Here is a 25,705-nt window from a genome sequence, read left to right on the forward strand (position 1 = left end):
TCAGAGATTACCAGAGGGAATCAGAGTATGCTTTTGAATCAAATTTCTCAGAAGATTTTGCAATGTTCGATCGAGGTTCACCGGGCGCTTGGGCCGGGTTTACTGGAATCTGCTTACCGGGAATGTTTAGCTTATGAGCTAACAAAGACCGGTTTATTCGTTGAGCGGGAAAAACCGATGCCAATCATTTACAAAGAAATCAAACTCGATCACGGTTACCGGATGGATTTATTGGTGGAAAGAGAAGTTGTCGTGGAACTCAAAACCGTTGAGCAATTGACCGATGTGCATCTTGCCCAGATTCTGACATACCTAAAATTGGGTCATTTTCACTTAGGTTTACTAATCAATTTTCATGTTACTTTGTTAAAAGATGGGGTTCGCCGAGTGGTCAATCCCGAATTTAAGCCCTCTGATGTTCTCTGATAAACCCTGTGTAACAACCCAAAAACAACTTTGCAAACCGGCTTAATCCTACGCTCCACCGGCTCCTGGTACGAAGTCCGCAACAACGACGGACACATTTACCGCGCCCGGCTGAAAGGCAAATTCAAGATTCAGGGCCTGAAGGTCACCAATCCGATTGCCGTGGGCGACCGCGTGCGCTTCGACCTGGAAGATGAACTCGAAAATACCGTGGTCATCACCGACATCGAGCCCCGCGACAATTACATCATCCGCAAATCCGTCCACAAAACCGGCCACGGACACATTCTGGCCGCCAACCTCGACCAGGCGGTATTGATCGTCACCCTGGCCTTTCCGCGCACGTCACTCGGTTTCATCGACCGGTTTCTGGTCACCTCCGAATCGTTCCGCATTCCAACTACGCTGGTTTTCAACAAAGCTGATATTCTGAAAGACGAAGCGCTGGACTACCAGCGCGAAATCATCGACTTATACGAAAACATTGGCTATCGCTGTCTGGAAACTTCGGCCACCCAAGGCGAAAACGTCAACGTGTTCCGGAATTTGCTGAACCAGAAAATCAGCCTGCTGGCGGGCCATTCGGGTGTTGGGAAATCTTCTTTGGTCAACGCCGTGGCTCCCGATCTGCACCTGCGCACCAATGAGGTTTCGACCTTTGCTAACAAGGGTGTTCACACCACGACCTTCGCCGAGATGTTCGAGATTGCGCCCGACACCTACATCATCGACACGCCCGGCATCAAAGAGTTGGGGTTGGCCGATATGGCGAAAGAAGAAATCAGCCATTATTTCCCCGAAATGCGCGACCGCCTGAACCAGTGCCGGTTTCACAACTGCCTGCACATCAACGAACCGGGTTGCGCCATCAAAGAAGCCGTCGGCACCGAAGAAATCGCCGAAAGCCGCTACTGGAGCTATCTGGGGATGGTTTCGGGGGATGACAACCGGAGATGAGTTAAGAGTGATGAGTTAAGAGTTGGCTGACGCATAATTCAGGCCAGTCTTGTTGTAACTCTTCATTCTTAACTCATCACTCTTAACTCTTGAGGGCTTTTTTGACTTTTTCGTAGAAGACGGGGACTTTCAGTTTGGGGTCGCCTTTGCCCAGCGTTTCGATGGGGAGATAACCGCGATAACCCGATTCGCGGACAATCTGCATGATTTTAGGCAAATCCGTCACGACTTCCTGCCCGTTGACAAACAGGTTTTCCTTGATCTGCCACGTTGCTGCGTGCGGAGCCACGCTGGCGATCTGCGCGTAGGGATCGCCGATTTTAAAGCTGCCAATATCCAGATTAACCGCCAGCCATTCCGAGTTTACCCGTCTGACAACGTCCAGAAGCTGATCCGCCGTCTGAATAAAATCCGCGTGGTTTTGCAGGACAATGATCACGCCCTGCCGGGCCGCGAACTCGACACATTCCTGAAGCGCGTCAACAACCCAGGTCGTAACTTCTTCGCGATTATACCCGGCTTTGAGTTCCTTGCCAACGCCCGAAAAAACCCGCAAGACGGGCGCCCCGAACCGGGCAGCAAAGCCCACCCATTTTTTGACCAGCTCGATTTCGGCTTTTCGGCGCGTTGAGTCGGGCAAGGTGAAATCGTTCCGCACGCCGGTTCCGCTGATGTCGAGGCCCAGACGAAACGCTTTTCGTTTGATGTCGTAAAGAAAACTATCGTCGGGCAAAGCCGGGTAGCCGGGGAAGTAATAAGCAGTCGGATCAACGGCGTCGAAGCCCAGTTCCGCGCAAAAAGTCAGCACCTGTTCCAGCGTCATCTGCCCGCTCATCAGCGGTTCGTTAAACGAGTAGAGGTTGCAACTGAGCCGAACGCGCTCCGGCTTGTCTGCTAGCAAAGGAATCACCGAAGGCGTTTCACCAACCAGAATTGGCACGCCAGCAACGGCGGTTTTTAGAAAATTCCTACGACCCGATTGCGGCTTGTCCATAGCAGAGGTGATCTCCTAATTTTTAATTCTTAACTCTTAATTCTTAACTTGTTATCGCTGCCAGCAAATCCGCTTGCGTGATGATATGCACCTGCTGGTTTTCGTCGCGCACCAGCAACGCCTTGTTGTCGCGGTCTATGAGGGACGACAGCACATCGACGGTGTTATCGAGCGCCACAAACTTGAACGGTTTGTCCATCACCTCGCCGACGGTGAGGTCTTTCACGGCAGGGTCTTCAATGAGTTTACTCAGAATGGTCGAGTCGGTCAGGCTGCCGACGATGTCGCCGTTGGCTTCGGTCACCGGAATCTGCGAAATGCTGTGCTGGTTGAGCAGCCGGATGGCGTCGCCCACTTTCAGATCCCGGCCGACGGTTGTCAACACGCCCTTTCCGTTTTTGCTGCGCACAATGTCGCGGGCCGTCGAAAATTCGCGCGATTCCAGAAAACCGTGGTCTTTCATCCAGGTATCGTTGTAGATTTTACCCAGGTAGCGCGTGCCGTGGTCGGGCAGCAGAATGATCAGCACATCGTCGTCGGTCAGGTGTTCCCGCGCCCATTCCAGCGCCCCGTGCACCGCCGAACCGGTCGACCAGCCGACAAAAAGCCCTTCCTCCTTCGACAACCGCCGGGCCATAATGGCCGCATCTTTGTCGGTCACCTTCACGAAATGGTCGATCAAACTGAAATCGACGTTTTGCGGCAAAATATCTTCGCCGATGCCTTCCGTCAAATACGGATACACCTCGCGCTGGTCGAAAATACCGGTTTCCTTGTATTTTTTGAACACCGAACCGTAGGTATCGATGCCGACCGTCACGACATTCGGATTCTGTTCTTTCAGGAATTTGGCCGTTCCGCAAATCGTCCCGCCCGTTCCGACGCCCGCGGCAAAGTGGGTGATTTTGCCTTCGGTATCGCGCCAGATTTCGGGACCGGTGGTGTCGTAATGGGCCGCCGTGTTCGAGAGGTTGTCGTATTGGTTGGGGTAAATCGAGTTCGGAATTTCGCGGTTCAGGCGTTTGGCCACGGAGTAGTACGAGCGCGGATCATCGGGTTCGACGTTGGTCGGGCACACCACCACATCGGCGCCCACCGCCCGCAGAATGTCGATTTTCTCCTTCGACTGTTTATCGGCCATCGTGAAAATGCACTTGTAGCCCTTCGCAATGGCCGCCAGCGCCAGGCCAAAACCGGTATTGCCGCTCGTACCTTCGATGATGGTGCCGCCCGGCTGGAGGGTTCCGGCCTTCTCCGCGTCCTCGATCATCCGAACAGCGATGCGATCCTTCACCGAGTTGCCAGGATTGAAATACTCGACTTTCGCCAAAACCGTCCCCCGGATGCCTTTGGTTACCTTATTCAGCTTCACCAAAGGCGTGTCGCCGATGGTATCTATGATGGAATTGTAGTATTTCATGGTTTTGTGGTGTTGTACGACACCAGAAAAGTAACGATTTGTTTATGAAAATGGTCAAACGAACGGGATTGTTTCGCGAGTTCTTCGAAATCGGCTTTTTCGGCAACGGTTTGCGCGACTTCCTCTATTTTCCATTGTTTTGCTTTCTTATCTCCATAAACAAACGCCTTTAAGTCATCCTGATGTCTTTTTTCAAGACTATTATTGGCAGGTCTTTTTCCAGCATCCAGTCTGTACTTTTGATAAGCCAACCAATGTTCGATCGCTTGAACAGGTACATAAAGCTTAATCTGGTGACCGTATTTCTTCAAGATTGGCTTAACGGCATTCTCAAGTTTTTTCAACTCTTTTGTATGATCGCTTTGCTCGGGTGTCTGATCGGGTCGGTCTAAATCAACGCCAATTAAGCACAAAACAGCATCATCCTGAAAAGCGCTTTGCCCTAACTTGGCAGCTTCGGTATATACTTTGGATTTACTTGGTTGTTTTTTCAACAGGTCAATTTTACTTCGTTTAACCTGCAATCCAAGTGACGAAGTCATGCGCTGGAGATAAACCGGAATAAACTTGTATTCGGAATATCCCTCAGCGATCAAGGCATACTTAATTGATTTCATAATTCTTCGGTGGGAACTCCTCCTAATAATCCATACATCCAGTTTTTGCCTAAATCATCTGTAAAATCGATTTCCTCAAGCCCATCTTCAAGACTCCGTTGATGAGAAGGTTCTATAATGTCTTTCTGCAAATTCCTAACGTAAGTTGCTCCTTCTTCATCTTTGTTAAAGACAAAAACCGCTTCGGGCATGGATGTAAACTCATTCAAGACATTCTCATTGTGAGAAGTCAGAATGATCTGAATATCTTTTTCATCAGCTAAGCGAAAAATAAAATTCATAACTTCATGAATACGGCGTGGATGAATGCCTTTTTCTGGTTCTTCGAGAAGGAGAAGTTTGGGGGGATTTGGCTGATGAATAATACAGAGCAAAGAAAGAAAGTATAACGTTCCTTCTGAAAGCTCATCAGCCCAATATGTAATATTCTGAATTTCGTTTGTCAGCCCAAATTTCTTAAATGAATTATTGCTTTTATCTTCATTATAAAGTTTTTTCAATTCCGATGTAAGGATCACATCATCTAGCTTTATTTCAATAAATTCATTAATACATTTATGTAAATCCAATTCAATTTGATTAAATATGGTCCTCCTGTACCTGCTTAACATTAAGTCCAAAAAGCCTACAATATTAGATGTATCAGAATTCACAAAAGCTTCACCTGTGCCAACTGGGCCTGGTTTATTCAATTTGTTAGGGTCAGGCTTATATATATATACATTATTTAGCAACTCACTTAATACTTGTGAACCTATTGTATGAGCATTATTATTAACTCGGATGAAACGACTTGGTAAGAAATCATCGCCTTCTATTTGTTTACCGTTTAACGTTAAACCGAAAAAGGGATGGTAACTAATCTCTGATTCTGTACTTTCGATTTTTTCATTATTTTCCAGCGAAATATCCCACAGTTGTTCTGTCAGATCAATGCTCTTCCCTAAAGGTTTAAGTTGTAATTTATAGTTATGCTCTTTCTTTATATCGTCACTAATAGCCGATAGTTCTAAATTCATTCCTTTGGATGAATTTAATTGCGGCCTAAATATATACTGACTAAAGTTAAATTCATTGTCTATTTTACCATCCATCCATAAACTTATAAACTCCAGCGCCTTCAAAAAATTCGTTTTCCCCGAGTTATTGGGACCAATCAACAGGTTTACTTTCTGAAGATCGAGAGTCACGTCTTTCAGGCTTTTGAAATTCTGGATGGAAACGCGCTTTAGCATAATCGTACTGGCTAAACCATTGAAACGGTTTTTATTGAACGGGTTGATTTTGATCGATACCCACGGCTAAAGCCTTGGGCTGTTCATTTTTCTTTCTTCTTTACTCCTTGCTCTCTTTCACTTCCTGACACAACTCCACCAACACGCCGTTCGTTTCTTTCGGGTGCAGGAAGCAAACCAGCTTGTTGTCGGCACCCCGTTTGGGGGTTTCGTTCAAGGGCGTAAATCCTTCGGTTTTCAGGCGGTCGATTTCGGCGTAAATATCCGACACCTCGAAGGCGATGTGGTGGATGCCTTCACCCTTTTTTTCCAGAAACTTCGCAATCGGGCTGTCGGGGTGGGTGGCTTCCAGGAGTTCGATCTTGGTCTGGTTTACTTTGAAAAACGAGGTCGTGACCCCCTCCGACTCCACGGTTTCGGCCTTGTACGGTTTTTCGCCCAACAACTTCGTAAACAAGGCATTGGAAGCCGTCAGGCTCTTTACCGCAATGCCGATATGCTCTACATTCGTCAACATTTCTCCGCTAATCTCTTTAGTTCTCTGCTTATCTCCGCGAAACCGCTTTCAAGTTATAAAGTTATTTCGCAGAGTTGAGCAGAGAACCGCAGAGTTAAGCGGAGTTTTTGAAGAAACTTTTCTTTTCCGTACACGGTTTTTACCTTAGCGTCCAACTACTACGTAAGATTATGGTTTCGGTAACTGATAAAGCCAAAGATAAAATTGTTGAACTCCGCCAGAAAGATGGCCTGAACGACAACTATGCCATCCGCGTGGCGGTGCAGGGCGGGGGTTGCTCCGGTCTGATGTACGATTTGCAATTCGATACGGCGCAGCAACCCAACGACCACATCGTCGAAGACAAAGGCATTAAAATTTACGTCGACCGAAAGAGCCTGCTCTATCTGGCCGGCACCGAACTGGATTTTTCCGACGGCCTGAACGGCAAAGGATTCCAGTTCAAAAACCCCAACGCCAGCCGGACCTGCGGGTGCGGAGAAAGCTTCTCCGTGTAAGCAGCGACTGACACTATTCTTGATTAGATTTGTTAAAGGCACCGTCGGCTTCCACGCGGTGCCTTTTTTTAGGGCTTTGGTGGAAACAACACGGGAATGTTATACTTGACCGATACGGGTTTATTCAAAACGGTTCCCGGTTTCCAGCGCGCCATATTTCGGACCAAACGGACGGCTTCTTCATCACAGCCGTAGCCAATCCCTCTCAATACCCGAACGGTAGAATCCTGAATATAACCCAGCGAGTCGATTCGAAAGCTAACAAAAACGCGGCCTTTGATACCGTTTTGTCGAGCCTCTTTCGGGTACCGTGTGTTTTGTTTAAAGTAAGGCTCTATGCCTCCCGGATACTCAGGACTCGTCTCAACCGGCCCGAATGTCCTGTCTTTTGCATCCTTAATTTTGACTTCCACCCTTTGCTGCTGCCCATACACACTTCCGATTAGCCCCCAAAACCCTAGAATCAGCACCAATTTTTTCATTGCTATGGTATATCGGTTAATTTGCCACAAAATAATCAAAAATGGCTCCCAAATCCGTAACCTCCTCCCGCACCACGCTCACTGAGCTGATGATTCCCTCCTACGCCAATTTCGGTGGTAAAATTCACGGCGGTATTCTGCTGTCCCTGATGGACAAAGTCGCCTTCGCCTGCGCGTCCAAACATTCCGGGGCCTACTGCGTAACGGTTTCGGTGGAAGGCGTCAACTTCCGGCAGGCTGTCGAAGTGGGCGAGTTGGTTTCACTGATGGCATCGGTCAATTACGTCGGCCGGACGTCGATGGTGATTGGGATTAAAGTGATCGCCGAAAACGTTCGAACCGGATCGGTCAAACACACCAACACCTCCTATTTTACGATGGTGGCCACCGACGACGACCACAAACCGACCGAAGTGCCTCCCCTCCTGCTCGAATCACCGGATGACACCCGCCGGTTTCTGGAAGCCATGAAACGGAAAGAACTCAAGGAAATTCACCGGGAAGAATTTGACAACGAAAAATCCCGGTTGCGCGTCGAAGACGGCGGGCTGGAAGTCCTGAAAAATGAACGCTGTGTAGTGAAGAGTTATGAATTATGAATTAAGAGTTAAAAAGGGTGCGTCAGCCAACTCTTAACTCTTAATTCATAACTCTTCACTCCTAATTCGCCAGGCGGAGTGATTGCCAGGCGACCATCTGCCACTGCGGACCTTTCTTGACGTAAACATCCGTGTAGCGCAGTTTGGTGTTGATGGTTTGCCCGTTGTTGGCAGCCTTGACTTGACAAATACCGCTTACCACCGCCGTATTGCCATACAGAAGCACTTTGCTCTCCAGCATTTCGATCGCATCGTAGCTTTGTTTCCCGTCTCGGATCGATTGAATGAACGACTGTTTGGTGTCCTGGTTGCCGTTGGAATGGTTGTAAATCAGATCGTCGCCCAGCACTTTTTCCAGAACCGCGTAGTTTTTAGTGACTTGTGCCTCGAAACGCTGTTTTTCAATATCCAGAACCGCTTTCTCACCCGTGGAGGATTGGGCGTAAGCCAACGGGGAGATCAGTATCCCGCAAAAAAATAGGAAGGATTTCATAGAAAGAAGAGTTTGGTTTAGGAAGAAGTATGGTTTGACGAATGCACCAGTCGATGCGGCCAGTCGATCAGAATATTTCCCGGGCAATTTTAACGATATTATCCGATTTTCCCATCGTGTAAAAATGGAGTCCCGGCACACCGGCTTTCGTCAGTTCGCGGCACTGCTGAATGCACCAGTCGATGCCGACCTGCCGGGCCTGCTTGTCGTCCTCACAGGCTTCCACGGCTTTCACAAAATCGGCCGGCATTTCGAGGTGAAACAGCCGGGGCAACACCTGCAACTGTTTGCGCGTGCTCAGCGGTTTCAGGCCCGGAATAATCGGAACGGTAATGCCCGCTTCCCGACAACGCCGGACAAAATCGAAATATTTCTGGTTGTCGAAAAACATCTGCGTCACAATGTAATCGGCACCTTTGTCGATTTTCAGTTTCAGGTACCTGAAGTCGGTATCGTGGTCGATCGCTTCGAAGTGTTTTTCGGGATAAGCCGCCACACCGATGCAGAAATTGCTGGGGGTCATGGCGTGCGAACCTTCGTGCAGGTACACGCCCCGGTTCATGTTGGCCACCTGCGTCACCAGTTCACTGGCGTAGGCATAGCCATTCGTTTTGGGCTTAAAGGTATCGAACGGTTTGGCCGGGTCGCCCCGCAAAACCAGCACATTGTCGATGCCCAGGTAATGCAAATCGATCAGAAAATCTTCGGTTTCTTCCTTCGTAAAACCGCCACAAAGCACGTGTGGCACCGGATCGACCCCAAATTTATGCATGATGGCCGAACAGATGCCCACCGTTCCGGGGCGTTTTCGGGTGATGATTTTCTTAACCGTCCCGTCGGGCTCGACCCGTTCGATGTACTCCTCGCGGTGGTACGTCACGTCGATGAACGGAGGGTTGAACTCCATTAACGGCTCGATATTGTCTAACAGATTTTTGAGATTGTCGCCTTTGATCGGTGGGATAACTTCAATTGAAAAGATCGTCTTTCCGTTCGCCTGACGGATGTGATCAGAAACTTTAGCCATGTGCTTTTATCTGGAACAGTAGAACGATACCGGTCACCCGGCACCGACAATAAACCCGGCAAGGCTGTAGTTACCACCCAGACTTGCGTTGGCACAAAAGTACGGGAAAAATCGGAGATAACCGGCTCATAGCTGGACCAAACCCCACCGGATGGCTTCTAGCACCATCCCTACACGGGTTTTTACCTGCATTTTCAGAAAAACCGACTCCCGGTAGCCATCGACGGTTCGGGCACTAACGCACATTTTATCGGCAATTTCGACGTAGGTCAGCTCGCTACACGCCAGCTTCAGGAACGATAGTTCGCGTTCGTTAAGGTGGAAAAGAGCCGACGGTGGGCCGTTTTCGGAGGGATTCAGGCTCCGGACGAGCTGGGTGGTCATGAACTCGGAATAATGATAGCCTTTGGTGCGCAGGTCGTCGAGCGCCAGCCGCAGTTCGGCGGGTCGGCAGCCTTTGAGGAGGTAGCCCCGAACGCCATTCCGAATCATCCGCACGATGTTCTCCTCGCGGTCCATCATCGAGAGAGCCAGCACTTTACAGGCCGGGCAATGTTCTTTCAGATACGCTGCGGTTTCAAAACCGTCCATCTCGGGCATGTTGATGTCCAGCAACACAATGTCAGGACAGTTGCCCTGGCCGAGGTGCCGGATCAGATCGCGGCCATTTTCGGCCACAATGCTTACTTCGTAGTTGTCGAATTTCTGAATCAGGTCAGCCAGGGCCTGAGCCAGCAGGCGGTGGTCATCGACAATGGCGATGGAGGTTTTTAAGGCGATGGAGGTTTCCACAGAGATATCGTTTAGTCAATGGCTTGAAATTAAGGCAAATCCGCACTCCATGCAAGTCGTCTTAACCAATTATCAGACCGTATTTTTACTTACTGTGCAGAGTCAAGCTCATCCACGCGGCAATCGAATTTCAACGCGTGTCCCCCAACCCGACTGACTAACGAGCGCGCATTCACCACCCAGCAACCGGGCACGCTGTTTCAGATTCAGTAAGCCCGAACCGGACTTGCTCAGAGCACGTTCGGCGACTTCGCCGGCATCGAAGCCACGACCGTCGTCGGTGATGATGAGCACAAATTGATCGGGTGCGTAATCGGCACTGACCGCCAGGTTTCGCCCTCCGGAATGTTTCATGGCGTTGTTGAGTGATTCCTGAACCATACGAAAGAGGATGGTCTCCGTCTGTTCGCCCAGCGAATACGGTGCACCAATACATTGAAACTGGGTTTGAAAGCGACCCGTACGCTGAATCCGCCCCATTTCCAGCGCGAGGCTCTCCTGCAAGCCATGTCGTTGCACGGTGCCACTGTCGAGTGTTTTGGAGAGTTGGCGCACATCTTCCATGGTGCGGGCCACGGTTTCGAAGGTTTGCTTCATCGCCGGCGCGTGAGAACTTTCTGCCAATTCTTCTTCCAAAACACTAAGCTGGATCATGGCCAGCGAGAGCATCTGACCAATGTGGTCATGCAATTCCTGCCCAATTTGCTCAAGGGTGTGGTTCTGAATTTCGAGTTGTGACTTAAGGAGTTCGCGTGCGTAGGATTCTTTGGCTTGCATGAGTTCCTGCTGGTAGCGAAAATTTCTCTTTTGGTATAGAAAAAAGAACGTAGTAACAAAAGTCACCAGCAATAGCATAAGGACGGTACCCGCTATGATCACAATGACGACTTCGTCTGCCGGGCTTTGCATATAAATCCAACTGCATAAAGGCTATAGAGCAATATATTTAAAATGTGATTAATAACATATAGCTTCTTGGCCAATCCCATATCTACCTTGTATAAATAATTCAGCAAACCCATTAGAAAAAAAGTACCCGCGTAGAAAAAAAGCACACCCGTACACACCCAAAAATCAGGGATACTCCAAATGCGTTCTTCAGTATTACTATTAAATAATTCATAAAAATAAAACCCTGACCATGCAATCAACAGAACCGCTTCAACCATGAAACAATTCGAATTTGGCGAGTGGATACTCTGAAAAAACAATGAATTAAGCAAGCAAAAGATAACAAAAACCGGTATAGAAGCACGAATCACTTTCCTGACGAGAGTGCGATCAAGGGTGTTGATATAAAACAAAGCGACTAATGTATACTCAACCGGTTGATAAAAGTGATAAATGAAGTTGGAGTTTTTTATCATCCGCAGATGATAATACCCGATTCCTTCTACAATGCACGTCACCACCAGCGACCACATCAGCCAGCGGAAGTTCATAGTTAAAAACTTCTGCTGGCTGACGGCGATGATCAGGCTAATGAGTAAGAAACCAAGATAAACTTCAAGCATGGCGGGTTTCAAAAGGAGTCGGATCGTCAGGAATAGGACAGCATTGGGCGCCATTGTCGACGGCTAATATCGTAATTGCATCTTTTACCGGAAGATCTTCATTTCCATCTTTATCTATACCGATAAAAATAACCGTATTCCTGTGTTGCTTCCTTGTATCTACTCCAAAGTAGATAGCGACTTTTTTGTATAATCGTTCTTCTTCAGGCTTTTCAGTTTCAAAAAAGCATCTTTTTAGAAAACTTGGGTCATGCGCATATCCATTGAATTCGTTATATGGATCAAATAAACCAGGAGCATTCATATGCAAATTTCTACTTATCCAGTTTATTTGCCCTTTTTTTAAATCATCAAATTCAACAGAAGTATCCTTACCGTCTTTATCAATTCTTCCTTTGTATATGGGAGTAATAATTTTACAATTTTGATCTACACCTGCAGTATATACATCTAGATCTCTATGTTTCTCTATTTTAGACTTACATCCAAAAAAGACAACAAGCTTGCTTATTCCAGGAGATTTAAGTATTCCATCAAATATAGTAGCATCGAAATATTTTTTTTCCTTATCCGTACTTAAGTCAACATCAGTAATGTTAATCCAAGTAGTCTTTCTTCTATAAAATTCATCTTTCCATTTATGGAAATCTTCTCCAGTGATAGGCCCGGTATTAGGCTGTAGTACTAATTCACACTTTGGATCTTTTTGATGAGGAATAATTACGGGCATAGTCGTACACGTTTATGGTTAGAAATAACTTTCCATAAAGTTGAGTAATTATCCGTAAAACAAAATTAGGTTCATTTTTCACGAATTTTCAAGAAAAAACATATGCAATTGATTATCAAACAAATAGACCAAAGGGGACATTGTTTTACGGGAGCTTCCCCAAAAAATACGGGAAATTTCCCGGCATCTACCTGTTCGGTTTTATACTTTAAGACTTACGTCTGATAATTTTGATGCACTTGCTTTTTGCCCTTAAAGGGGACTTTGCGCACCCGGATTAACCCGCGTCCAAGTCCCCTTTAGGGGATTTAGGGGCAAAAGCGAAAGTCTTATACTTAAAACTGGCTACTTGTTTCCGTAATGTATTTTCCTGCCCCAAACTTTATAATTACTTACCGAACTACTTAGCTTGAAGCGAAAGGAAACCTCGGTCTGGTGAACCGTCGAAGTACCTTTGTACAAATTGGTTAAAAACCGCTTGACTGACCAAAAAATGCGGTTCTACGTTCGAAAAATGTCACCAGATAATAAGTTAACGTAACAATTCCTCTTTTACCAGACTATCTTGCGGCTCCTGTAATTTCTGTTCAATTCTACTCAGTGCAGTTCAAATTTTCATTTCCTAACCATTTTTACGCATGAATACCAGACATTTTACACTCCGATCCCTGCTGGCTCTCTTGGTGGTCAGCACGCTGCTTTTTGGCGTAACCAGTTGTTTTAAGGCAATTCAAGATCACCAGTTCCCGAATCCGACTACTTTCTCGGCCGCTCAAGGACCACCGGTTGCGGCCAACCTCAGTTCGCCGATTGGCTTGGCCGAGGATAACAAAGGGTATCTGTGGGTTACGGAAGCCGGCAGCGGAACCGCCAGCCCCGCCAGTGGCCGGGTTTCGGTCATTACCCCTAGTGGTACTTTTACCGCCATTACCGGTTTTCTGTCCGCCGAAAGTCCGGAAGGTTCTCCCGAAGGGCTCAACCACCTGGCCTACAAAGATGGCAAACTCTATATTCTGCACGGTGTCGATGATGCGCTGTACATTGCCGATGTTTCGTCGTTCGTTCCGGGCGTATCGGCTCCGATTCCGTTTGGTTCATTGACCAAAATTGACATTGGTACATTTGTTCGTCAAGAACATCCGAATGCCCCTGACGATAAAGACTCGAACCCATACAATTTAACGTTTGGCCCGAATGGCGATCTGTTCATTGTCGATGCCGGTGGGAACGCCATTGTGCGTCGGGATATGAACACCGGCAATCTGAGTATTTATGCGGTTTTTCCGGATGTGCCGAATGCAATCTACGACCCGCTGATGCCACAAAATGGCCCTGAGACAATCGATGCCGTGCCAACCGGCATTGTTTTCAACGGCACCGATTTTTACGTATCGACATTGGTCGGCTATCCATTTCCGACGAACGTGGCAACGATCTACAAAGTGAACGCTATGGGCAGCGCCCCGGTGACACCCACCGTTCATACAACCGGATTCTCCGGATTGACCGATCTGACCTTTACGCCCGGCGGCAAACTCATTGCAACTGAGTTTGGATTTGGTCCTCCTCCTCCTGCAGATCCAACCGGTCGTATCGCCAGCGGTGAGGATGCCTCGGTTTCGCTGTTATCAGTCATTCCAACTCCGGTTGATATTCTGAGAAGTGACATGGCTGACACCTATTACGTCGTGTATTATGGCCCAGGATTAATTGTCAAATTAAACGCGACAAACTAACTGATTTGGGTTTTCAGAATAAAGAAACGGCCAGCCTGAACGATTCAGGCTGGCCGTTTCTTTTATACGATCCGCTTCGGCTTAAAGTCTCAGCAACACCCCCGCCGACGCGTAATTGATCCAGGTAAAGGTGTAAATTTCGTCGGTATCGGCTCCACCCTCGACGACCCGATAGCCCAGTTTGAAACCCAGTTTCGGGCTGGCTTGGTAGACCGCTCCCAGAAAAATATCTTCGGCCCGACCCGCCTTTGCCCCCAGCGCGTCGCCCTCCAGCAGCACGCTCCAGCGGTCGCCGGGCGAATAGGCCGCGTAGAAATTCAGCAAAGGCACGAAGCCTACATTGTCATAATTGGCTTTACTTACCTCATTTTCAAACCGCGTGTCGGCATCCCGGATTTTGGCCGTAAAACCTGCTCCCACCCGCCAGCGGTCGTTGGTCACAAAATCGTAGCGGTACGTAAGCCGGTAAGAATTGAATTTGTAATAGGCCGTCGTCGGTTGGTTGGCCGGAAACAGGACGTTGTTAAAATTAATATCCTGGTCGAACTGGCCCTGATACCGAACCGTCAGGGGCGCATACAAAGCCGAAATCGTGTGCCGGTTGGCAATGGTGTACCCCAACCGGGCGCGGTAAAAAATCTGGGGTTCGGCGCTGAGCTGCTTCGATAAATCAACCAGCGTACCCCCCTGATTAGGAATCCGAACGTCCGTGTAAGCCGTTCCGAGAACTACCCCCGATTCGAGATCAACTCGTAATTGGGCCTTCAAGGGCAACGTCAGCAACAGCAATAAAACCGGGGCAAGCGCCCGCGAAAAAGAAAGAAAGTTCATAGCGTTGAGCATGTGGATACCAACTAAACCCTCCACGAGCCAAATGGTTTTGCCGATTTATACGGGCGTCGGTTCGCTCCGGTTCAGTGCCGCGCCAACCAGGCGGGACGCTACCCGAACGCCGATGGTGAACCCGAAAAAAGGCCCGAAGGCCAAACCGGCCGGAAAACTGGTAACGTACAAACCGGGCACGCTGCTCTGAAAACCCTCGTCCAGCACCGGAAAACCGTTGTTGATGGTCAGCTCATTCAGCAGCGATTCATCCAGAAAGGGCAGCCGCCGAATGTCGACCTGATAGCCCGTTGCGGCAATCACCGCATCCACCGCCAATTCTTCGCCCGAATCCAGCGTTATGGCTAAACCATCCGGTTTTTCGGTCACGGCCGTCACCTGCGTCCGGGGATGGAGGCCAACTTCCGGCTGGAAAATCCGCTCCGCCAGCCACGGTTCCAGCTTCAGCCGTCCCTCCGTCCACAGATTCAGGCGATGCATTTCCTGCTCCTCGGCCGACAGGTTCCGGAACCAGCCGGGCTGATCGACCATGCCTTCGACCAGCGTTTCGACCCACGACCAATCCGATGGAATGAATTGGGGCGTATCGTGCCGGTAAGAGAGATCGATCCGGGCAGCACCGGCCTCACGCAGGAGGGCCGCCCACTCGAACGCACTCTGGCGACCGCCCACGATCAACACCCGTTTACCCTGATAATCTGCCATATTCACCACGTCACGGGTGTGCCGGAGCCGGTCCGAAGGAATCAGGTTCGACAACGGGGCCGGAATATGGCTGTAGGAATAAAACCCGGTCGCAATCACCACCTGCCGGGCTTCCACCGTCGAGCCGTCATTCAATACCGCCCGAAAATGACCATTATCCCGACTCAGTTGCGTCACATAGGCCGTCTGCACCGGAATTTCCGTTCTTTCCAGAAACCAGTCCGTATACGCCAGATACAATTCCCGCGAGAGCGGTTTTTCCGGCTTGGGCGATTCTCCGCGTTCGGCCAGAAACCGTTCGATGGTCCACTGCCCGTCGGGGTCCAGGTGCCATTCGACACCCGAGCGCAGCAGCATTCCGGCGGGCATGTGCCGTTTCCAGAATTCCATCGGGTGCCCAATCACCCGGAAATCGTGCTGCCGGTTTTGAAGATAGGATGCCAGGCCCAGCCCAAACGGACCGGCCCCAATGATCAGGGTTTCAGGAGAAGGGTTCATCGTCATTAAAGAGTTGCAGGGTTTTGTTGGATGCGTCAGCGCGTCAGGCGATACAGCAGCAAAGCCGCCCGCTGAATCAGAAACGGGTATTCTTTCAGGTTGATGTTTTCCTCGATGCTATGCGCGCCTTTTCCCGACGCGCCGAGTCCGTCCAGACACGGCAGGTATTCCGCCACGAACGAAACGTCCCCCGCTCCCCGCGACCCCGGATCACCCGCCAGCACCGGCCCCAGGCCCATGTCGCGGCTGATCTGATCCACCACTTTCCGCAGGTTTTCGTTCTTTTCCGACGGTTCCATGGCCGGAATGCCGTCCTGAAACGTGATCGTCGCTTTGGTCAGCGGCAGGCTTTTTTCCACAATGTCGCGCATCCGGGCGCGGGCGCTTTCTTTCTGTTTTTCCGAAATAAACCGCAGATCCCCTTTCACCAGCGCCGACGGGGCCACGATGTTGGTTTTTCCGGTGGTTTCGCCTTTGGCAGATTTGTTGTCATACCGTACTTCCGAACCACCGATCATCAGGCCCGGATTGAACGTCAGGTATTGCTCCTGCCCCAGGGCGCGCCGAAATTCGTTCAGAATCCGGGCGGATTCAAAAATGGCACCGTAGCCCAGATCACTGAAAATCCGCGACGAATGCCCCGTTCGGGCCACCACCTTGAGCGTCCAGCTACTCGAACCGCGCCGACCGGTGGTGACGTGGGTCAAGCCCTGCGCCCCTTCGAACGCCAGCGCCAGGTCGCATTTTTTGGCCCGTTCGATGAAATCCCTGCGGCTTTCGGGGCCGCCACTGCTTTCTTCGTCGCCCGTAAAATAGGCCGTTATCGACACGTCATCCAGCAATTTCTGGGCGTGTAACGCTTTCAATGCGGCCAAAATGAGCACGTTACCGCCTTTGATATCGTTGGCTCCCTGACCCGTAGCCGTCGAATCATTCACCCGCGTAAAGGGATCGAAGGGAAGACTTTTTTCAAAAACCGTATCCAGGTGTCCGATCAGAAACAGCTTTTTGCCGCGTTTGCCCTGCCGGGTGGCCACCAGATGCCCGGCGCGGTTGAGGGAATCGGGCAGGGCCACCCACTCGGTCTTGAAGCCCAGTTTTTCAAATTCGTCGGCCAGCAGTTTACCGTTTTCCCGGACGCCTTCCAGATTGAGCGTTCCGCTGTTGATGTTGACGGTTTTCTCCAGAAACTTCTCCGTTTCGGGGTGAATTTGCCGGACGGTTGAAAGTATTTTTTTTTCAACCGGCGAAAGCGATTGGCCCCAGACACCGGGTGCGATGCCCAGCAATACGAAAGCGATGCGGTAGAATGTAGTCATGTTGTCCAGTTTTTCAGGTTGATTCTCAAATTAAGAAGCAGATTCAAGAAAACCGCTCTTTGCCGAAAAAAACCGGTTTCTGCTTCCCACGACCGTTCAATCATTCAATCCTTCATTCTGCCATTTGATCGTTTCAACGGCTCATTTCGTCGGGCAGTAACTTCCTCATCTGCATTCAGGAGAAAAGCCCGGCTACTTTTAGCCCTGTCAATCTGAACGTTACCATGAAAAAGAACCTTTTAATTCTGTTTTTGAGTCTTCTCGGGTTCCCGGCTCTGGCTCAACTTAAGCTTTACGTCACCGAAACCGGGGCGGGCAACGGCGATGGCACCAGTTGGGCCAACGCCTACAACCAGACGCAGCTTCAACTAGCCATCGATGAAGGCTACCAGAGCGGTTCTGCCGAAGTCTGGGTGGCGCAGGGAACCTATAAACCGCCCTACAATCCCAGTTTTTACCTTTCCGATGGCGTAACAATTTACGGCGGTTTTCCGGCAGGTGGCGGAACGATGGCGCAGCGAAATCCTACGCTCCATGCCACGGTTCTGAGTGGCGAAGCGGGGGTGGACGGGGACCCGGCCGACAACCTGACACACGTCATTTTTACGATGAATGCCTCCAATACCGCCGTACTGGACGGTTTTGTCATCACGGGCGGCAACGCACCGGTTGGCAATCCGGCGGGCGGTGGCATTCTGAATGACGGTGGCAGTCCGACCATCCGAAATTGCCGTTTCATCGGAAACCGGGCCGTCATTGGAGCCGCTATCGCCAACTACAACGGCAGCCCGACCCTCATCAATTGTACGTTTATCGACAACGTTTCGTCTAACGGCGGTGGCGCTATTCTCAACTATGCTTCCGACAGCCAGTATGCCTTTCCCACCATTACCAACTGTACTTTCTACAACAACAGTGCGTCGCACGGACGAGTCCTCTACACCTATGGAGCCGCCGGTCGCAGCAATCCAACGCTGACCAACTGCATTTTGTGGAACAACGGCGGGGCCACCAGCATCGGCAGCGAAGCCGGCAACACCGTGACCATTCGGTATTCGGCGCTTGAGGATGGGACGACCTATTACACCGACGCCGGCAACAACATAACCAATCATGATCCGCTGTTTGTCGACCCGGCCGGCAACGACCTGCGGTTGTCGCCCTGTTCACCGCTTCTCAATACCGGTCTGGCATCGGCCAACACCACCGAAAAAGACCTGGCGGGCCAAAACCGGATTCAGCAGAATGCCATCGACCTGGGCGCTTTCGAAATAGCCGCTATGACCGCCCCCAACCTGTCGTACAACGGTCAAACAAACACAACCGTCGCCCAAAACACGCCGAATATCGTGCTGACGGCCCCAAACTGTTCCGGAGAACTGGCCTGGGTCCGTACCAATCCGCTGGCTTCGGGTACGGGTTCGATTACGGTTCCTACCGATGTCCTCGCTACCTACGTCTACACCGCCTTGTGCAAGGTCGGCACCTGCGTCAGTTTGCCCGCCAGCGCAACGGTAACCATTGTGCCGCCCGGTCAGGAACCCGAACCGCCCGTAGTTTCGGGGAATTTCGACGGCTATCTGGACAAAGTCGAATGCGGTTCATTCCGGGGCTGGGCCTGGGATAAAAATCAACCCAACACGCCCATCACGCTCGAGTTCTTCGCCGACGCCCAAAGCATCGGTACGATTTCTGCCAACCTTTTCCGGCAGGATTTGAAGGATGCGGGGAAAGGCAACGGACAGCACGCGTATAGTTTCACGACGCCCCAAAGTCTGAAAGATGGCCAGAATCACGTCATTTCAGCCAAGGTGCAGAACTCGAATTATACGTTAAAATGGGCTCCGAAAATGCTGAATTGCAGCAACGGCAATCCCAATCCTGACCCGCCGGTGGTCGATCCGCCCGTGGGTAGTGGAAATTACGAAGGCTATCTGGACAAAGTCGAATGCAGTTCGTTCCGGGGCTGGGCCTGGGATGCAAGTCAACCCAACACGCCGGTTTCGGTGGAGTTCTTTGCCGACGGCCAGAGTCTGGGCTCCATAGTTGCCGATCTGTTCCGGCAGGACATTAAAGACGCCGGAAAAGGCAATGGCAAGCACGTATACCACTTCACGACGCCCGAAAGCATACGGGATGCCCAACCACACCTCATTACGGCCAAAGTCCTGAACAGCAATTATACGCTGAAGTGGGCACCGAAGACGCTGACCTGCCCCAGTGCCACCCGCCGGGCTGTAGAATCGGCGGAAAACGGGACAACCTGGAAAGTAACGGTATTGGGGAATCCGGTAACGGGTCAGGCGTTCGACACCGAAATACAGAATGCGGAAGGCCAGCACCTGAGGTTTCACCTGACCGATCTGAACGGAAGAACGATTACCGAAACCTGGCTGGAGGTCGATCAGGCCATCCAACAAAACCGCCTGCCGTTCCTGAATCAACCGGCGGGAATGTATCTTCTGCGGGTGGCCGGGAGCCATCAGGTGCAGACGATCAAGATTCTGAAACGATAGAAAAAAACGGGCAGTTTCCGGTTTTCAGACCTGTTGCGAACTGGCAACGGGTTGCGGAACACAGACGACACGCGGAGCAACAACGGTTTGCCCGGCGTGTCGTCCCAGATTTTTCAGCATGTTGACGTGCGAACCCAGCGCATCCATCAACGAGGTTTTCTGGTAATACGGGAGTCCGAATTCCTGGGCCGTGGCCTGCACGATGGGCGCAATGGCCGGATAATGCACGTGGCCGATCGACGGAAACAAGTGGTGTTCAATCTGGTAATTCAACCCGCCGATGAACCAGGACAAAACCCGGGAAACCGAGAAATTGGCGGTGCTTTCCAGTTGATGAATGGCCCAGGCATTTTCAATATTGCCCTGATCGTTCCGAATCGGCGAGTGAACCTCTTCAATGATGTGCGCCAACTGAAAAATCACGCTCAGTACGAAGCCCGCGACAAAGTTCATCAGCAGAAAACCGAGCGCCCACTGTCCGAACGTGATGTCGGTTAATACCAGCGGCAATACGCCGACAAAAACCACATAAAACAGTTTGCCCGCCAGTAGAATCAGAATTTCGCGCGACGAAAACGGCTTGGTCAGTTTCGATTTGGACTTCCGATTGAACTCCCCGATCTGCTTAAAATCCTTCACCAGAAAGGAGAAGGTCATCAAACCGTACAGCAAAAAGGCATAAATGTGCTGGTAGCGGTGCATTTTTTGCAGGCGTTGCTGGTCGCACAACCGCAGGAACGGTTTTCCCGTAATGTCGCTGTCCAACTGGTCGATGTTGGTGTAGGTATGGTGCAGGGTGTTGTGCTGAACTTTCCAGTTATAGACGTTGCCGCCGAGCAGATACAGACTGCCGCTAAACAGCGTATTGACCCAGGGTGAAGTTGAAAACGAACCGTGGTTGGCGTCGTGCATGACCGACATCCCCACGCCGGCAATCCCGATTCCCATGATGCCCGATAGAATCAGCATCGCCCAGGCCGGAAATAAATTGGTCAGAATCAGGATGTAAGGAACCAGATACAGGCTGAGCATAAAAATCGCTTTGCCCACCATAGGCGAGCCGCCGGATTTGCAAAGGGCGTTTTCCTGGAAGTACTGCTCAATTCTCGTACGGAGTACCGGAAAAAAAGTAGACTTGTCTTTGTTCAGAAACTTTACGTTTGTAGTCGTCATGTTTAACTTCTTGGGTTACTAGGTACCTGTCAACCGGTTATCCACTGACGACTGTATCGCTCCCCTACTTCTAAATTGTGCGTATTGCTGCTTTTGCTAACAATGTATATCTTATAACGTTGAAAACCGTATTTTATACTGTGTCTATTAAATATATATATTAATAACACTTCCGGGTTCGTCCTCCGTGCAGTCCACCAAATGCGGTCGATCGCAGCCAGTATGATAAAATAGCATACGAATCGGGCATTAAAACAGAACCGATCTTCAACTATTTACTTTTCCTTTGCAGGAGAAATATAAGCGGGGCAAATGACACCCGACAAGAAATGGAAACACTCGTATGCACCACGCCCGGCCAGTTTGAATACCGTCCCGGCATAAAACCGGAGCTGACTCCGGGCCACGCCATCGTAAAAATTCAGCGCATTGGCATCTGCGGAACCGACCTGCACGCCTTTGAAGGAACGCAGCCGTTTTTCGAATATCCCCGGATTCTGGGTCACGAACTGGCGGGAGAACTGGTCGATTTCGACGATGCACCCGGTTTTCAGAAAGGCGAACGGATTACGTTCATGCCCTATTTCTACTGCGGAACCTGCGTGGCCTGCCGCGTCGGAAAAACCAATTGCTGCGCCCAGCTTCGGGTTTCGGGTGTTCACATCGACGGCGGTATGGTCGAATACCTGAGCGTTCCGAGCTATTCGCTGATTCACGGCGACGGCCTGAGCCTGGACGAACTGGCCCTGGCCGAACCGCTGTCCATCGGTGCCCACGGCATTCGGCGGGCGGATGTGCAGCCCGGCGAGTTTGTGCTGGTGGTGGGCGCCGGGCCGATCGGTCTGGGAGTCATGGAGTTTGCCCGGATTGCGGGTGGTCAGGTCATCGCGATGGATGTCAACGAATCCCGGCTGGCGTTTTGTCGGGAGAAACTCCGGGTGCCCTACACCATCGACGCCCGCTCGGCCGATGTGGTTGAACAACTCCGCGAAATGACCAACGGCGACATGCCGACCGTGATTGTCGACGCCACCGGCAACCGGACGGCCATCAACAACGCCTTTCAGTATATGGCCCACGGTGGGCGGTATGTCCTGGTCGGTTTGCAACGGGGTGACGTCTCTTTGAGCCATCCGGAATTTCACAAACGCGAAGCCACGCTGATGAGCAGCCGGAATGCTACCCGGCAGGATTTCGAACACGTTCTGGCCTGTCAGAAAAAAGGGTTGATCGATCCGGTTACCTACATTACGCACCGGGTTCAGTTTGGTCAGGTCCGGGACGAATTCGCCGGCTGGCTGAATCCGGCCAACGGCGTGATCAAAGCGATGGTGGAACTGAATACGTAATCCGGCAGCGTTTACACCCGTAACCACCCGGTTTTTGCGGCAAAAACAGTAGGGTTCCCGCGCTGAATTTGGTATCTTGCTTTTACATATGAAAGACATTAAAGACCGTTCGCGCAGGCTTCGATTCTACCGAAAAATTCACGGGGTATTGGGCGGAACCCTCTTCTTCTTTTTCTTAATCATTGCGGTGACGGGGCTGCTGTTGGGTTGGAAAAAACATTCCGGCGGGGTATTACTGGCCAAATCGTACAAAGGCGTTTCGGCCGATCCGAAAACCTGGCTGCCCGTCGATTCGCTCCAGAAAATTGCGTTCAACACGCTGCGGGATTCGGTTTCCGCCGAGCTGTCGACGGAACTGGACCGGATCGACATTCGTCCGCAGAAAGGCATGGTGAAATTTGTGTTTGCCGATCACTACGCGGGTATTCAACTGGATTGCGCCACCGGCCAGGTCTTACACATCGAAACCCGCCGGTCCGATTTCATCGAAAAACTACACGACGGTTCCTACCTCGACGCCCTGGTCAAACTGGACGAACAACCGTTCAAACTCCTCTATACCAGCATCATGGGCATCGTGCTGATCCTGTTTTCAGTCACCGGTTTTTACCTCTACTACGGCCCGAAACGGATTCGACAGGAGAAGCTGACGCGGTCGGCCAAACCGGTGATTCAATAACGGTTTACGGTTTACGGTTTACGGTTTACGGTTTACGGTTTACGGTTTACGGTTTACGGTTTACGGTTTACGGTTTACGGTTTACGGTTTACGGTTTACGGTTTACGGTTTACGGTTTACGGTGGCTAACTTGCGTCAGCCACCGTAAACCGTAAACTGAAAACCGACTTAAAACCGCCTTAAAACCTCGCCCGCAGCGAAACGATGACGTTCCGGCCCGGGGCCACGATTCCCGAACTGTAGGGACGATACCGCTGATCGGTGAAGTTTTCCACCCCCGCATTGATCGACAGCAGATCCGTGAGTTGGTAGTGCGCCTTGAAATTCAGCGTGTACCAGCCCGGCGAATACGGTTTTCCGTCGGCGTCGATGGCGTACATGTAATCCTTGCCCTGCTCTTCCTGCGCCAGCTCGTTGTTGGCGACCTTGTCATTGTACATCCCGTAGAGTTCCAGCCGCAGCTTTTTGGCCGTATAACTCAGCCGCGTGATGCCGAACCAGGGAGCCGCATGGCGCAACGGACTGGTGGTGCCATCGTCCAGTTCTTCGTCACCCTTCTGGTAAGTAAAGTGTGACGAAAGACCGAATCCGGCTGGCAACTTGATTTCCAGACCAGCCTGAATCCCGTAGACCGTCGCTTTGGCCGCATTCTGAATCGCCTGAACCTGACTCAATTCGCCGTTGTACTGAATGCTGTCCTGACCGTTCAGCGTGAAATTCCGCCGAACCAGCGCGTTGTCCAGATACGTGTAATACGCCGTCAAGTCGACTTTTACACGGTTTCCGAAGACTTTGGCAACGCCCAATTCCGCATTGTAGGCATACTCCGCCTTCAGATTCGGATTGGGAATGACCACCGAACCCGGCTCCGATTCAAACACCTTTCCGACATCATCGACGTTGGGCGAGCGAAAACCGGTGGACAAATTCGCACTCAAACTCCAGGTGCTGGCCGGGTGATAAACCAGTCCCGCGCTGCCGGTCAGGGCACCGTTGTTAAGTTTCGCGGTGGTAAACGGGAACGGGTAAAACGTGGTTTCGAACTTCGAATTCAGGACAAACTGGTTGTAGCGCGCTCCGGCCTGAAACGTCACTTTGTCGCTGGCTTTTAGCTGGTACGTCAGGTAAGCCGCATACGACGCCCAGTTCGATTTGGGGTAGCGCGGGGCACCCGGCACGGACACATTTGTGGAAATATCCAGATTGGTAGCCGTCGAAATCACGTCGTTGTAGATCGCTTCCAGTCCGTAAAACAGCTTTTGTTTGTCGTTCAACTGCTTGTTGAAGTCGATACTGGCCGAAAAAGCATTTACTTTTTCGAGCGTCGTCCGCCGTTCCGAATCGTTCAGGTCGCGGTCGATGCGGCTTTCTTCAAAAAACTGGTGGGCCAGCCGGATGCTCATCTGGTCGTATAATCCTCCGCTTGCGGTATTCGTGATGGTCAGGTTGTTCATCATCCATTCCTGCGGGCCGTAGTTCCATTCCGCACTGCGCGGCAGATTCCGGCGGTAGCGCAAAAGCCGGTCGTAGCGTGCGTAGTTGGATGTGGTCGAATACTGAAAACCGTAGTTAAAATCCCAGCGATCGTTCGGTTTGAACCGAATTTTCTGCATCAGATTGATCTGCGAATAGCCCGTCGGACGCTGCACCCGCTGGTCCTGGTTCTGAATCACCCGGTCTTCGCTGTCGATCCGCTCGACGTATTCCTTGCGGAGGTATTCTTCCGGCCCGTGCGAACCCATGCGCAAATCGCCGAAATCGTTGTGGGAAATGCTGGTGGCAATTCCCCACTTTTTCCAGCCGACACTGACGTCGGCGTGGCCCGTCAGCTCACTGTTGGCGGACGAATACCGCCCCACCACCGAACCCGACACCAGCGGTTTTGCACTGTCCGACAATTTAGGCATCAGCGTATAGAAACTCATCACGCCCCCAATGGCATCGCTGCCGTACATGACCGAACCCGGCCCAAAAACCACCTCCGTATTTTCGATGGAAAAAGGATCGAGCGAAATCACATTTTGCAGGTTCCCACTCCGAAAAATAGCGGTATTCATCCGCACGCCGTCGACCGTAATCAGCAGACGGTTGGTCGAAAAACCGCGAATCATCGGGCTTCCTCCGCCCTGCTGGCTTTTCTGGATGAACACTTCGCCGGATTGGCCCAGCAGATCGGCGGCAGTCTGCGGATTCTGAAACGCCACGTCTTTGGCCGAGATTGTCGTAATTTTGACCGGCACATCCCGGCTCGACTGATTCCAGCGATTGGCCGTCACCACCACCTGATCCAGCGACAGCGACGACGGTTTGAGGTACAGAGACAACCCGGCTTTCGCCAGTTCGTCGTAACTGACGGTTTGGGTCTGATAGCCAACGGATCGGATTTCGATCCGGTCAGCGCCTTTAAAAGCGGTGATGTCTACCTTGCCTTTGGCTCCTGAAAGGAGCAAAACCGTCGGTTCCTGGCTCGAAAGCGTCACCCGTTCGAGCGGCCGGGAATCTTCCCGGTCTTTGATGGCAATCACCTGGGCGTAGCTTTCCGCGTAGGCCCCGAGCAACGCCCAGAGAATTATATTTTTTTTCATAG

At 50.9% G+C, this 25,705-nt stretch carries 25 protein-coding genes; 8 read left to right on the forward strand and 17 right to left on the reverse strand.

What is annotated here, in order from left to right:
- The first annotated feature begins 27 nt into the window (after nucleotides 1-27).
- Both ACS5NO_RS21695 and rsgA read left to right on the forward strand, forming a co-directional pair.
- Nucleotides 28-426, forward strand: a complete 399-nt coding sequence (locus ACS5NO_RS21695; protein ID WP_439417077.1) for a GxxExxY protein — start codon at nucleotides 28-30, stop codon at nucleotides 424-426.
- Between the two features lie 30 nt (nucleotides 427-456).
- Nucleotides 457-1,383, forward strand: a complete 927-nt coding sequence (gene rsgA / locus ACS5NO_RS21700; protein WP_439417078.1) for a ribosome small subunit-dependent GTPase A — start codon at nucleotides 457-459, stop codon at nucleotides 1,381-1,383.
- An 82-nt stretch (nucleotides 1,384-1,465) separates the two neighbouring features.
- Here rsgA and ACS5NO_RS21705 read toward each other — a convergent pair whose 3' ends face one another.
- The 5 genes from ACS5NO_RS21705 to mce all read right to left on the reverse strand — a co-directional run bounded on the left by ACS5NO_RS21705 (nucleotide 1,466) and on the right by mce (nucleotide 6,166).
- Nucleotides 1,466-2,377 carry a sugar phosphate isomerase/epimerase family protein gene (locus tag ACS5NO_RS21705; RefSeq protein WP_439417079.1) on the reverse strand — a complete coding sequence of 304 codons (912 nt, stop codon included), beginning with the start codon at nucleotides 2,375-2,377 and terminating at the stop codon, nucleotides 1,466-1,468.
- A gap of 43 nt (nucleotides 2,378-2,420) precedes the next feature.
- Nucleotides 2,421-3,797, reverse strand: a complete 1,377-nt coding sequence (locus ACS5NO_RS21710) for a cystathionine beta-synthase (RefSeq protein WP_439417080.1) — start codon at nucleotides 3,795-3,797, stop codon at nucleotides 2,421-2,423.
- Entirely contained in the window at nucleotides 3,794-4,414 is a 621-nt protein-coding gene (locus tag ACS5NO_RS21715; RefSeq protein WP_439417081.1) for a DUF4276 family protein, read from the reverse strand. The genes ACS5NO_RS21710 and ACS5NO_RS21715 overlap by 4 nt, the downstream gene beginning before the upstream one ends.
- Nucleotides 4,411-5,649, reverse strand: a complete 1,239-nt coding sequence (locus ACS5NO_RS21720) for an AAA family ATPase (RefSeq protein WP_439417082.1) — start codon at nucleotides 5,647-5,649, stop codon at nucleotides 4,411-4,413. Before ACS5NO_RS21720 ends, ACS5NO_RS21715 begins: the two co-directional genes overlap by 4 nt.
- Nucleotides 5,650-5,749: 100 nt before the next feature.
- On the reverse strand, nucleotides 5,750-6,166 hold the full coding sequence (gene mce / locus ACS5NO_RS21725; protein ID WP_439417083.1) for a methylmalonyl-CoA epimerase: 417 nt from the start codon (nucleotides 6,164-6,166) through the stop codon (nucleotides 5,750-5,752).
- 170 nt (nucleotides 6,167-6,336) lie between these two features.
- On the opposite strand from mce, the gene ACS5NO_RS21730 reads away from it, so the two are divergent.
- Entirely contained in the window at nucleotides 6,337-6,663 is a 327-nt protein-coding gene (locus ACS5NO_RS21730; RefSeq protein WP_124879477.1) for a HesB/IscA family protein, read from the forward strand.
- Between the two features lie 68 nt (nucleotides 6,664-6,731).
- Here ACS5NO_RS21730 and ACS5NO_RS21735 read toward each other — a convergent pair whose 3' ends face one another.
- A complete protein-coding gene (locus ACS5NO_RS21735) occupies nucleotides 6,732-7,145 on the reverse strand; it encodes an energy transducer TonB (protein WP_439417084.1) in 414 nt (137 codons plus the stop codon).
- A 41-nt stretch (nucleotides 7,146-7,186) separates the two neighbouring features.
- Between ACS5NO_RS21735 and ACS5NO_RS21740 the strand changes: the two genes are divergently transcribed.
- Nucleotides 7,187-7,744 carry an acyl-CoA thioesterase gene (locus tag ACS5NO_RS21740; protein ID WP_439417085.1) on the forward strand — a complete coding sequence of 186 codons (558 nt, stop codon included), beginning with the start codon at nucleotides 7,187-7,189 and terminating at the stop codon, nucleotides 7,742-7,744.
- A 61-nt stretch (nucleotides 7,745-7,805) separates the two neighbouring features.
- On the opposite strand, the gene ACS5NO_RS21745 is transcribed toward ACS5NO_RS21740, so the two are convergent.
- From ACS5NO_RS21745 to ACS5NO_RS21770, 6 genes are all read right to left on the reverse strand, one after another.
- Entirely contained in the window at nucleotides 7,806-8,237 is a 432-nt protein-coding gene (locus ACS5NO_RS21745; protein ID WP_439417086.1) for a nuclear transport factor 2 family protein, read from the reverse strand.
- 67 nt (nucleotides 8,238-8,304) lie between these two features.
- Nucleotides 8,305-9,264 carry a methylenetetrahydrofolate reductase [NAD(P)H] gene (metF, locus tag ACS5NO_RS21750; RefSeq protein WP_439417087.1) on the reverse strand — a complete coding sequence of 320 codons (960 nt, stop codon included), beginning with the start codon at nucleotides 9,262-9,264 and terminating at the stop codon, nucleotides 8,305-8,307.
- Between the two features lie 126 nt (nucleotides 9,265-9,390).
- Complete coding sequence (locus ACS5NO_RS21755; protein ID WP_439417088.1) at nucleotides 9,391-10,056, reverse strand: response regulator; 666 nt, start codon at nucleotides 10,054-10,056, stop codon at nucleotides 9,391-9,393.
- Between the two features lie 108 nt (nucleotides 10,057-10,164).
- Entirely contained in the window at nucleotides 10,165-10,965 is an 801-nt protein-coding gene (locus ACS5NO_RS21760; protein ID WP_439417089.1) for a sensor histidine kinase, read from the reverse strand.
- Nucleotides 10,932-11,570 carry a hypothetical protein gene (locus ACS5NO_RS21765; RefSeq protein ID WP_439417090.1) on the reverse strand — a complete coding sequence of 213 codons (639 nt, stop codon included), beginning with the start codon at nucleotides 11,568-11,570 and terminating at the stop codon, nucleotides 10,932-10,934. The genes ACS5NO_RS21760 and ACS5NO_RS21765 overlap by 34 nt, the downstream gene beginning before the upstream one ends.
- Nucleotides 11,563-12,300 (reverse strand): hypothetical protein, encoded by a 738-nt coding sequence (locus tag ACS5NO_RS21770; protein ID WP_439417091.1) that lies wholly within the window; start codon nucleotides 12,298-12,300, stop codon nucleotides 11,563-11,565. The genes ACS5NO_RS21765 and ACS5NO_RS21770 overlap by 8 nt, the downstream gene beginning before the upstream one ends.
- 638 nt (nucleotides 12,301-12,938) lie before the next feature.
- On the opposite strand from ACS5NO_RS21770, the gene ACS5NO_RS21775 reads away from it, so the two are divergent.
- Nucleotides 12,939-14,036 (forward strand): ScyD/ScyE family protein, encoded by a 1,098-nt coding sequence (locus tag ACS5NO_RS21775; protein WP_439417092.1) that lies wholly within the window; start codon nucleotides 12,939-12,941, stop codon nucleotides 14,034-14,036.
- 81 nt (nucleotides 14,037-14,117) lie between these two features.
- Here the strand turns inward: ACS5NO_RS21775 and ACS5NO_RS21780 are convergent, their stop codons facing one another.
- From ACS5NO_RS21780 to ACS5NO_RS21790, 3 genes are read right to left on the reverse strand one after another with little or no spacing between them, the layout of a single operon-like run.
- The gene (locus ACS5NO_RS21780; protein WP_439417093.1) at nucleotides 14,118-14,867 is read right to left on the reverse strand and encodes a hypothetical protein; all 750 of its coding nucleotides are present in this window, start codon (nucleotides 14,865-14,867) and stop codon (nucleotides 14,118-14,120) included.
- Nucleotides 14,868-14,924: 57 nt separating this feature from the next.
- Nucleotides 14,925-16,082, reverse strand: coding sequence for an NAD(P)-binding domain-containing protein (locus ACS5NO_RS21785; protein ID WP_439417094.1), 1,158 nt, complete (start codon nucleotides 16,080-16,082; stop codon nucleotides 14,925-14,927).
- A gap of 35 nt (nucleotides 16,083-16,117) precedes the next feature.
- Nucleotides 16,118-17,401 (reverse strand): M20/M25/M40 family metallo-hydrolase, encoded by a 1,284-nt coding sequence (locus ACS5NO_RS21790; RefSeq protein WP_439417095.1) that lies wholly within the window; start codon nucleotides 17,399-17,401, stop codon nucleotides 16,118-16,120.
- 224 nt (nucleotides 17,402-17,625) lie between these two features.
- On the opposite strand from ACS5NO_RS21790, the gene ACS5NO_RS21795 reads away from it, so the two are divergent.
- Nucleotides 17,626-19,917, forward strand: coding sequence for a right-handed parallel beta-helix repeat-containing protein (locus tag ACS5NO_RS21795; protein ID WP_439417096.1), 2,292 nt, complete (start codon nucleotides 17,626-17,628; stop codon nucleotides 19,915-19,917).
- A 24-nt stretch (nucleotides 19,918-19,941) separates the two neighbouring features.
- On the opposite strand, the gene ACS5NO_RS21800 is transcribed toward ACS5NO_RS21795, so the two are convergent.
- A complete protein-coding gene (locus ACS5NO_RS21800) occupies nucleotides 19,942-21,090 on the reverse strand; it encodes a fatty acid desaturase family protein (RefSeq protein ID WP_439417097.1) in 1,149 nt (382 codons plus the stop codon).
- Nucleotides 21,091-21,419: 329 nt separating this feature from the next.
- Between ACS5NO_RS21800 and ACS5NO_RS21805 the strand changes: the two genes are divergently transcribed.
- Both ACS5NO_RS21805 and ACS5NO_RS21810 read left to right on the forward strand, forming a co-directional pair.
- Nucleotides 21,420-22,439, forward strand: a complete 1,020-nt coding sequence (locus ACS5NO_RS21805; RefSeq protein ID WP_439417098.1) for a zinc-binding alcohol dehydrogenase family protein — start codon at nucleotides 21,420-21,422, stop codon at nucleotides 22,437-22,439.
- 88 nt (nucleotides 22,440-22,527) lie between these two features.
- Nucleotides 22,528-23,118, forward strand: a complete 591-nt coding sequence (locus ACS5NO_RS21810) for a PepSY domain-containing protein (RefSeq protein ID WP_439417099.1) — start codon at nucleotides 22,528-22,530, stop codon at nucleotides 23,116-23,118.
- Between the two features lie 179 nt (nucleotides 23,119-23,297).
- On the opposite strand, the gene ACS5NO_RS21815 is transcribed toward ACS5NO_RS21810, so the two are convergent.
- On the reverse strand, nucleotides 23,298-25,703 hold the full coding sequence (locus ACS5NO_RS21815) for a TonB-dependent receptor (protein ID WP_439417100.1): 2,406 nt from the start codon (nucleotides 25,701-25,703) through the stop codon (nucleotides 23,298-23,300).
- Nucleotides 25,704-25,705: the final 2 nt, after the last annotated feature.

The sequence above is a fragment of the Larkinella fluvii genome (assembly GCF_051857545.1).
GTDB lineage: Bacteria > Bacteroidota > Bacteroidia > Cytophagales > Spirosomataceae > Larkinella.

Excerpts from the sequence above, each read along its gene's own strand:
- ACS5NO_RS21695 (WP_439417077.1), top strand. The coding sequence starts at position 28 with ATGCTTTTGAATCAAATTTCTCAGAAGATTTTGCAATGTTCGATCGAG.
- ACS5NO_RS21705 (WP_439417079.1), bottom strand. The coding sequence starts at position 2,377 with ATGGACAAGCCGCAATCGGGTCGTAGGAATTTTCTAAAAACCGCCGTT.
- ACS5NO_RS21710 (WP_439417080.1), bottom strand. The coding sequence starts at position 3,797 with ATGAAATACTACAATTCCATCATAGATACCATCGGCGACACGCCTTTG.
- ACS5NO_RS21715 (WP_439417081.1), bottom strand. The coding sequence starts at position 4,414 with ATGAAATCAATTAAGTATGCCTTGATCGCTGAGGGATATTCCGAATAC.
- ACS5NO_RS21720 (WP_439417082.1), bottom strand. The coding sequence starts at position 5,649 with ATGCTAAAGCGCGTTTCCATCCAGAATTTCAAAAGCCTGAAAGACGTG.
- mce (WP_439417083.1), bottom strand. The coding sequence starts at position 6,166 with ATGTTGACGAATGTAGAGCATATCGGCATTGCGGTAAAGAGCCTGACG.
- ACS5NO_RS21730 (WP_124879477.1), top strand. The coding sequence starts at position 6,337 with ATGGTTTCGGTAACTGATAAAGCCAAAGATAAAATTGTTGAACTCCGC.
- ACS5NO_RS21735 (WP_439417084.1), bottom strand. The coding sequence starts at position 7,145 with ATGAAAAAATTGGTGCTGATTCTAGGGTTTTGGGGGCTAATCGGAAGT.
- ACS5NO_RS21740 (WP_439417085.1), top strand. The coding sequence starts at position 7,187 with ATGGCTCCCAAATCCGTAACCTCCTCCCGCACCACGCTCACTGAGCTG.
- ACS5NO_RS21745 (WP_439417086.1), bottom strand. The coding sequence starts at position 8,237 with ATGAAATCCTTCCTATTTTTTTGCGGGATACTGATCTCCCCGTTGGCT.
- metF (WP_439417087.1), bottom strand. The coding sequence starts at position 9,264 with ATGGCTAAAGTTTCTGATCACATCCGTCAGGCGAACGGAAAGACGATC.
- ACS5NO_RS21760 (WP_439417089.1), bottom strand. The coding sequence starts at position 10,965 with ATGCAAAGCCCGGCAGACGAAGTCGTCATTGTGATCATAGCGGGTACC.
- ACS5NO_RS21765 (WP_439417090.1), bottom strand. The coding sequence starts at position 11,570 with ATGCTTGAAGTTTATCTTGGTTTCTTACTCATTAGCCTGATCATCGCC.
- ACS5NO_RS21770 (WP_439417091.1), bottom strand. The coding sequence starts at position 12,300 with ATGCCCGTAATTATTCCTCATCAAAAAGATCCAAAGTGTGAATTAGTA.
- ACS5NO_RS21775 (WP_439417092.1), top strand. The coding sequence starts at position 12,939 with ATGAATACCAGACATTTTACACTCCGATCCCTGCTGGCTCTCTTGGTG.
- ACS5NO_RS21780 (WP_439417093.1), bottom strand. The coding sequence starts at position 14,867 with ATGAACTTTCTTTCTTTTTCGCGGGCGCTTGCCCCGGTTTTATTGCTG.
- ACS5NO_RS21785 (WP_439417094.1), bottom strand. The coding sequence starts at position 16,082 with ATGAACCCTTCTCCTGAAACCCTGATCATTGGGGCCGGTCCGTTTGGG.
- ACS5NO_RS21790 (WP_439417095.1), bottom strand. The coding sequence starts at position 17,401 with ATGACTACATTCTACCGCATCGCTTTCGTATTGCTGGGCATCGCACCC.
- ACS5NO_RS21795 (WP_439417096.1), top strand. The coding sequence starts at position 17,626 with ATGAAAAAGAACCTTTTAATTCTGTTTTTGAGTCTTCTCGGGTTCCCG.
- ACS5NO_RS21800 (WP_439417097.1), bottom strand. The coding sequence starts at position 21,090 with ATGACGACTACAAACGTAAAGTTTCTGAACAAAGACAAGTCTACTTTT.
- ACS5NO_RS21805 (WP_439417098.1), top strand. The coding sequence starts at position 21,420 with ATGGAAACACTCGTATGCACCACGCCCGGCCAGTTTGAATACCGTCCC.
- ACS5NO_RS21810 (WP_439417099.1), top strand. The coding sequence starts at position 22,528 with ATGAAAGACATTAAAGACCGTTCGCGCAGGCTTCGATTCTACCGAAAA.
- ACS5NO_RS21815 (WP_439417100.1), bottom strand. The coding sequence starts at position 25,703 with ATGAAAAAAAATATAATTCTCTGGGCGTTGCTCGGGGCCTACGCGGAA.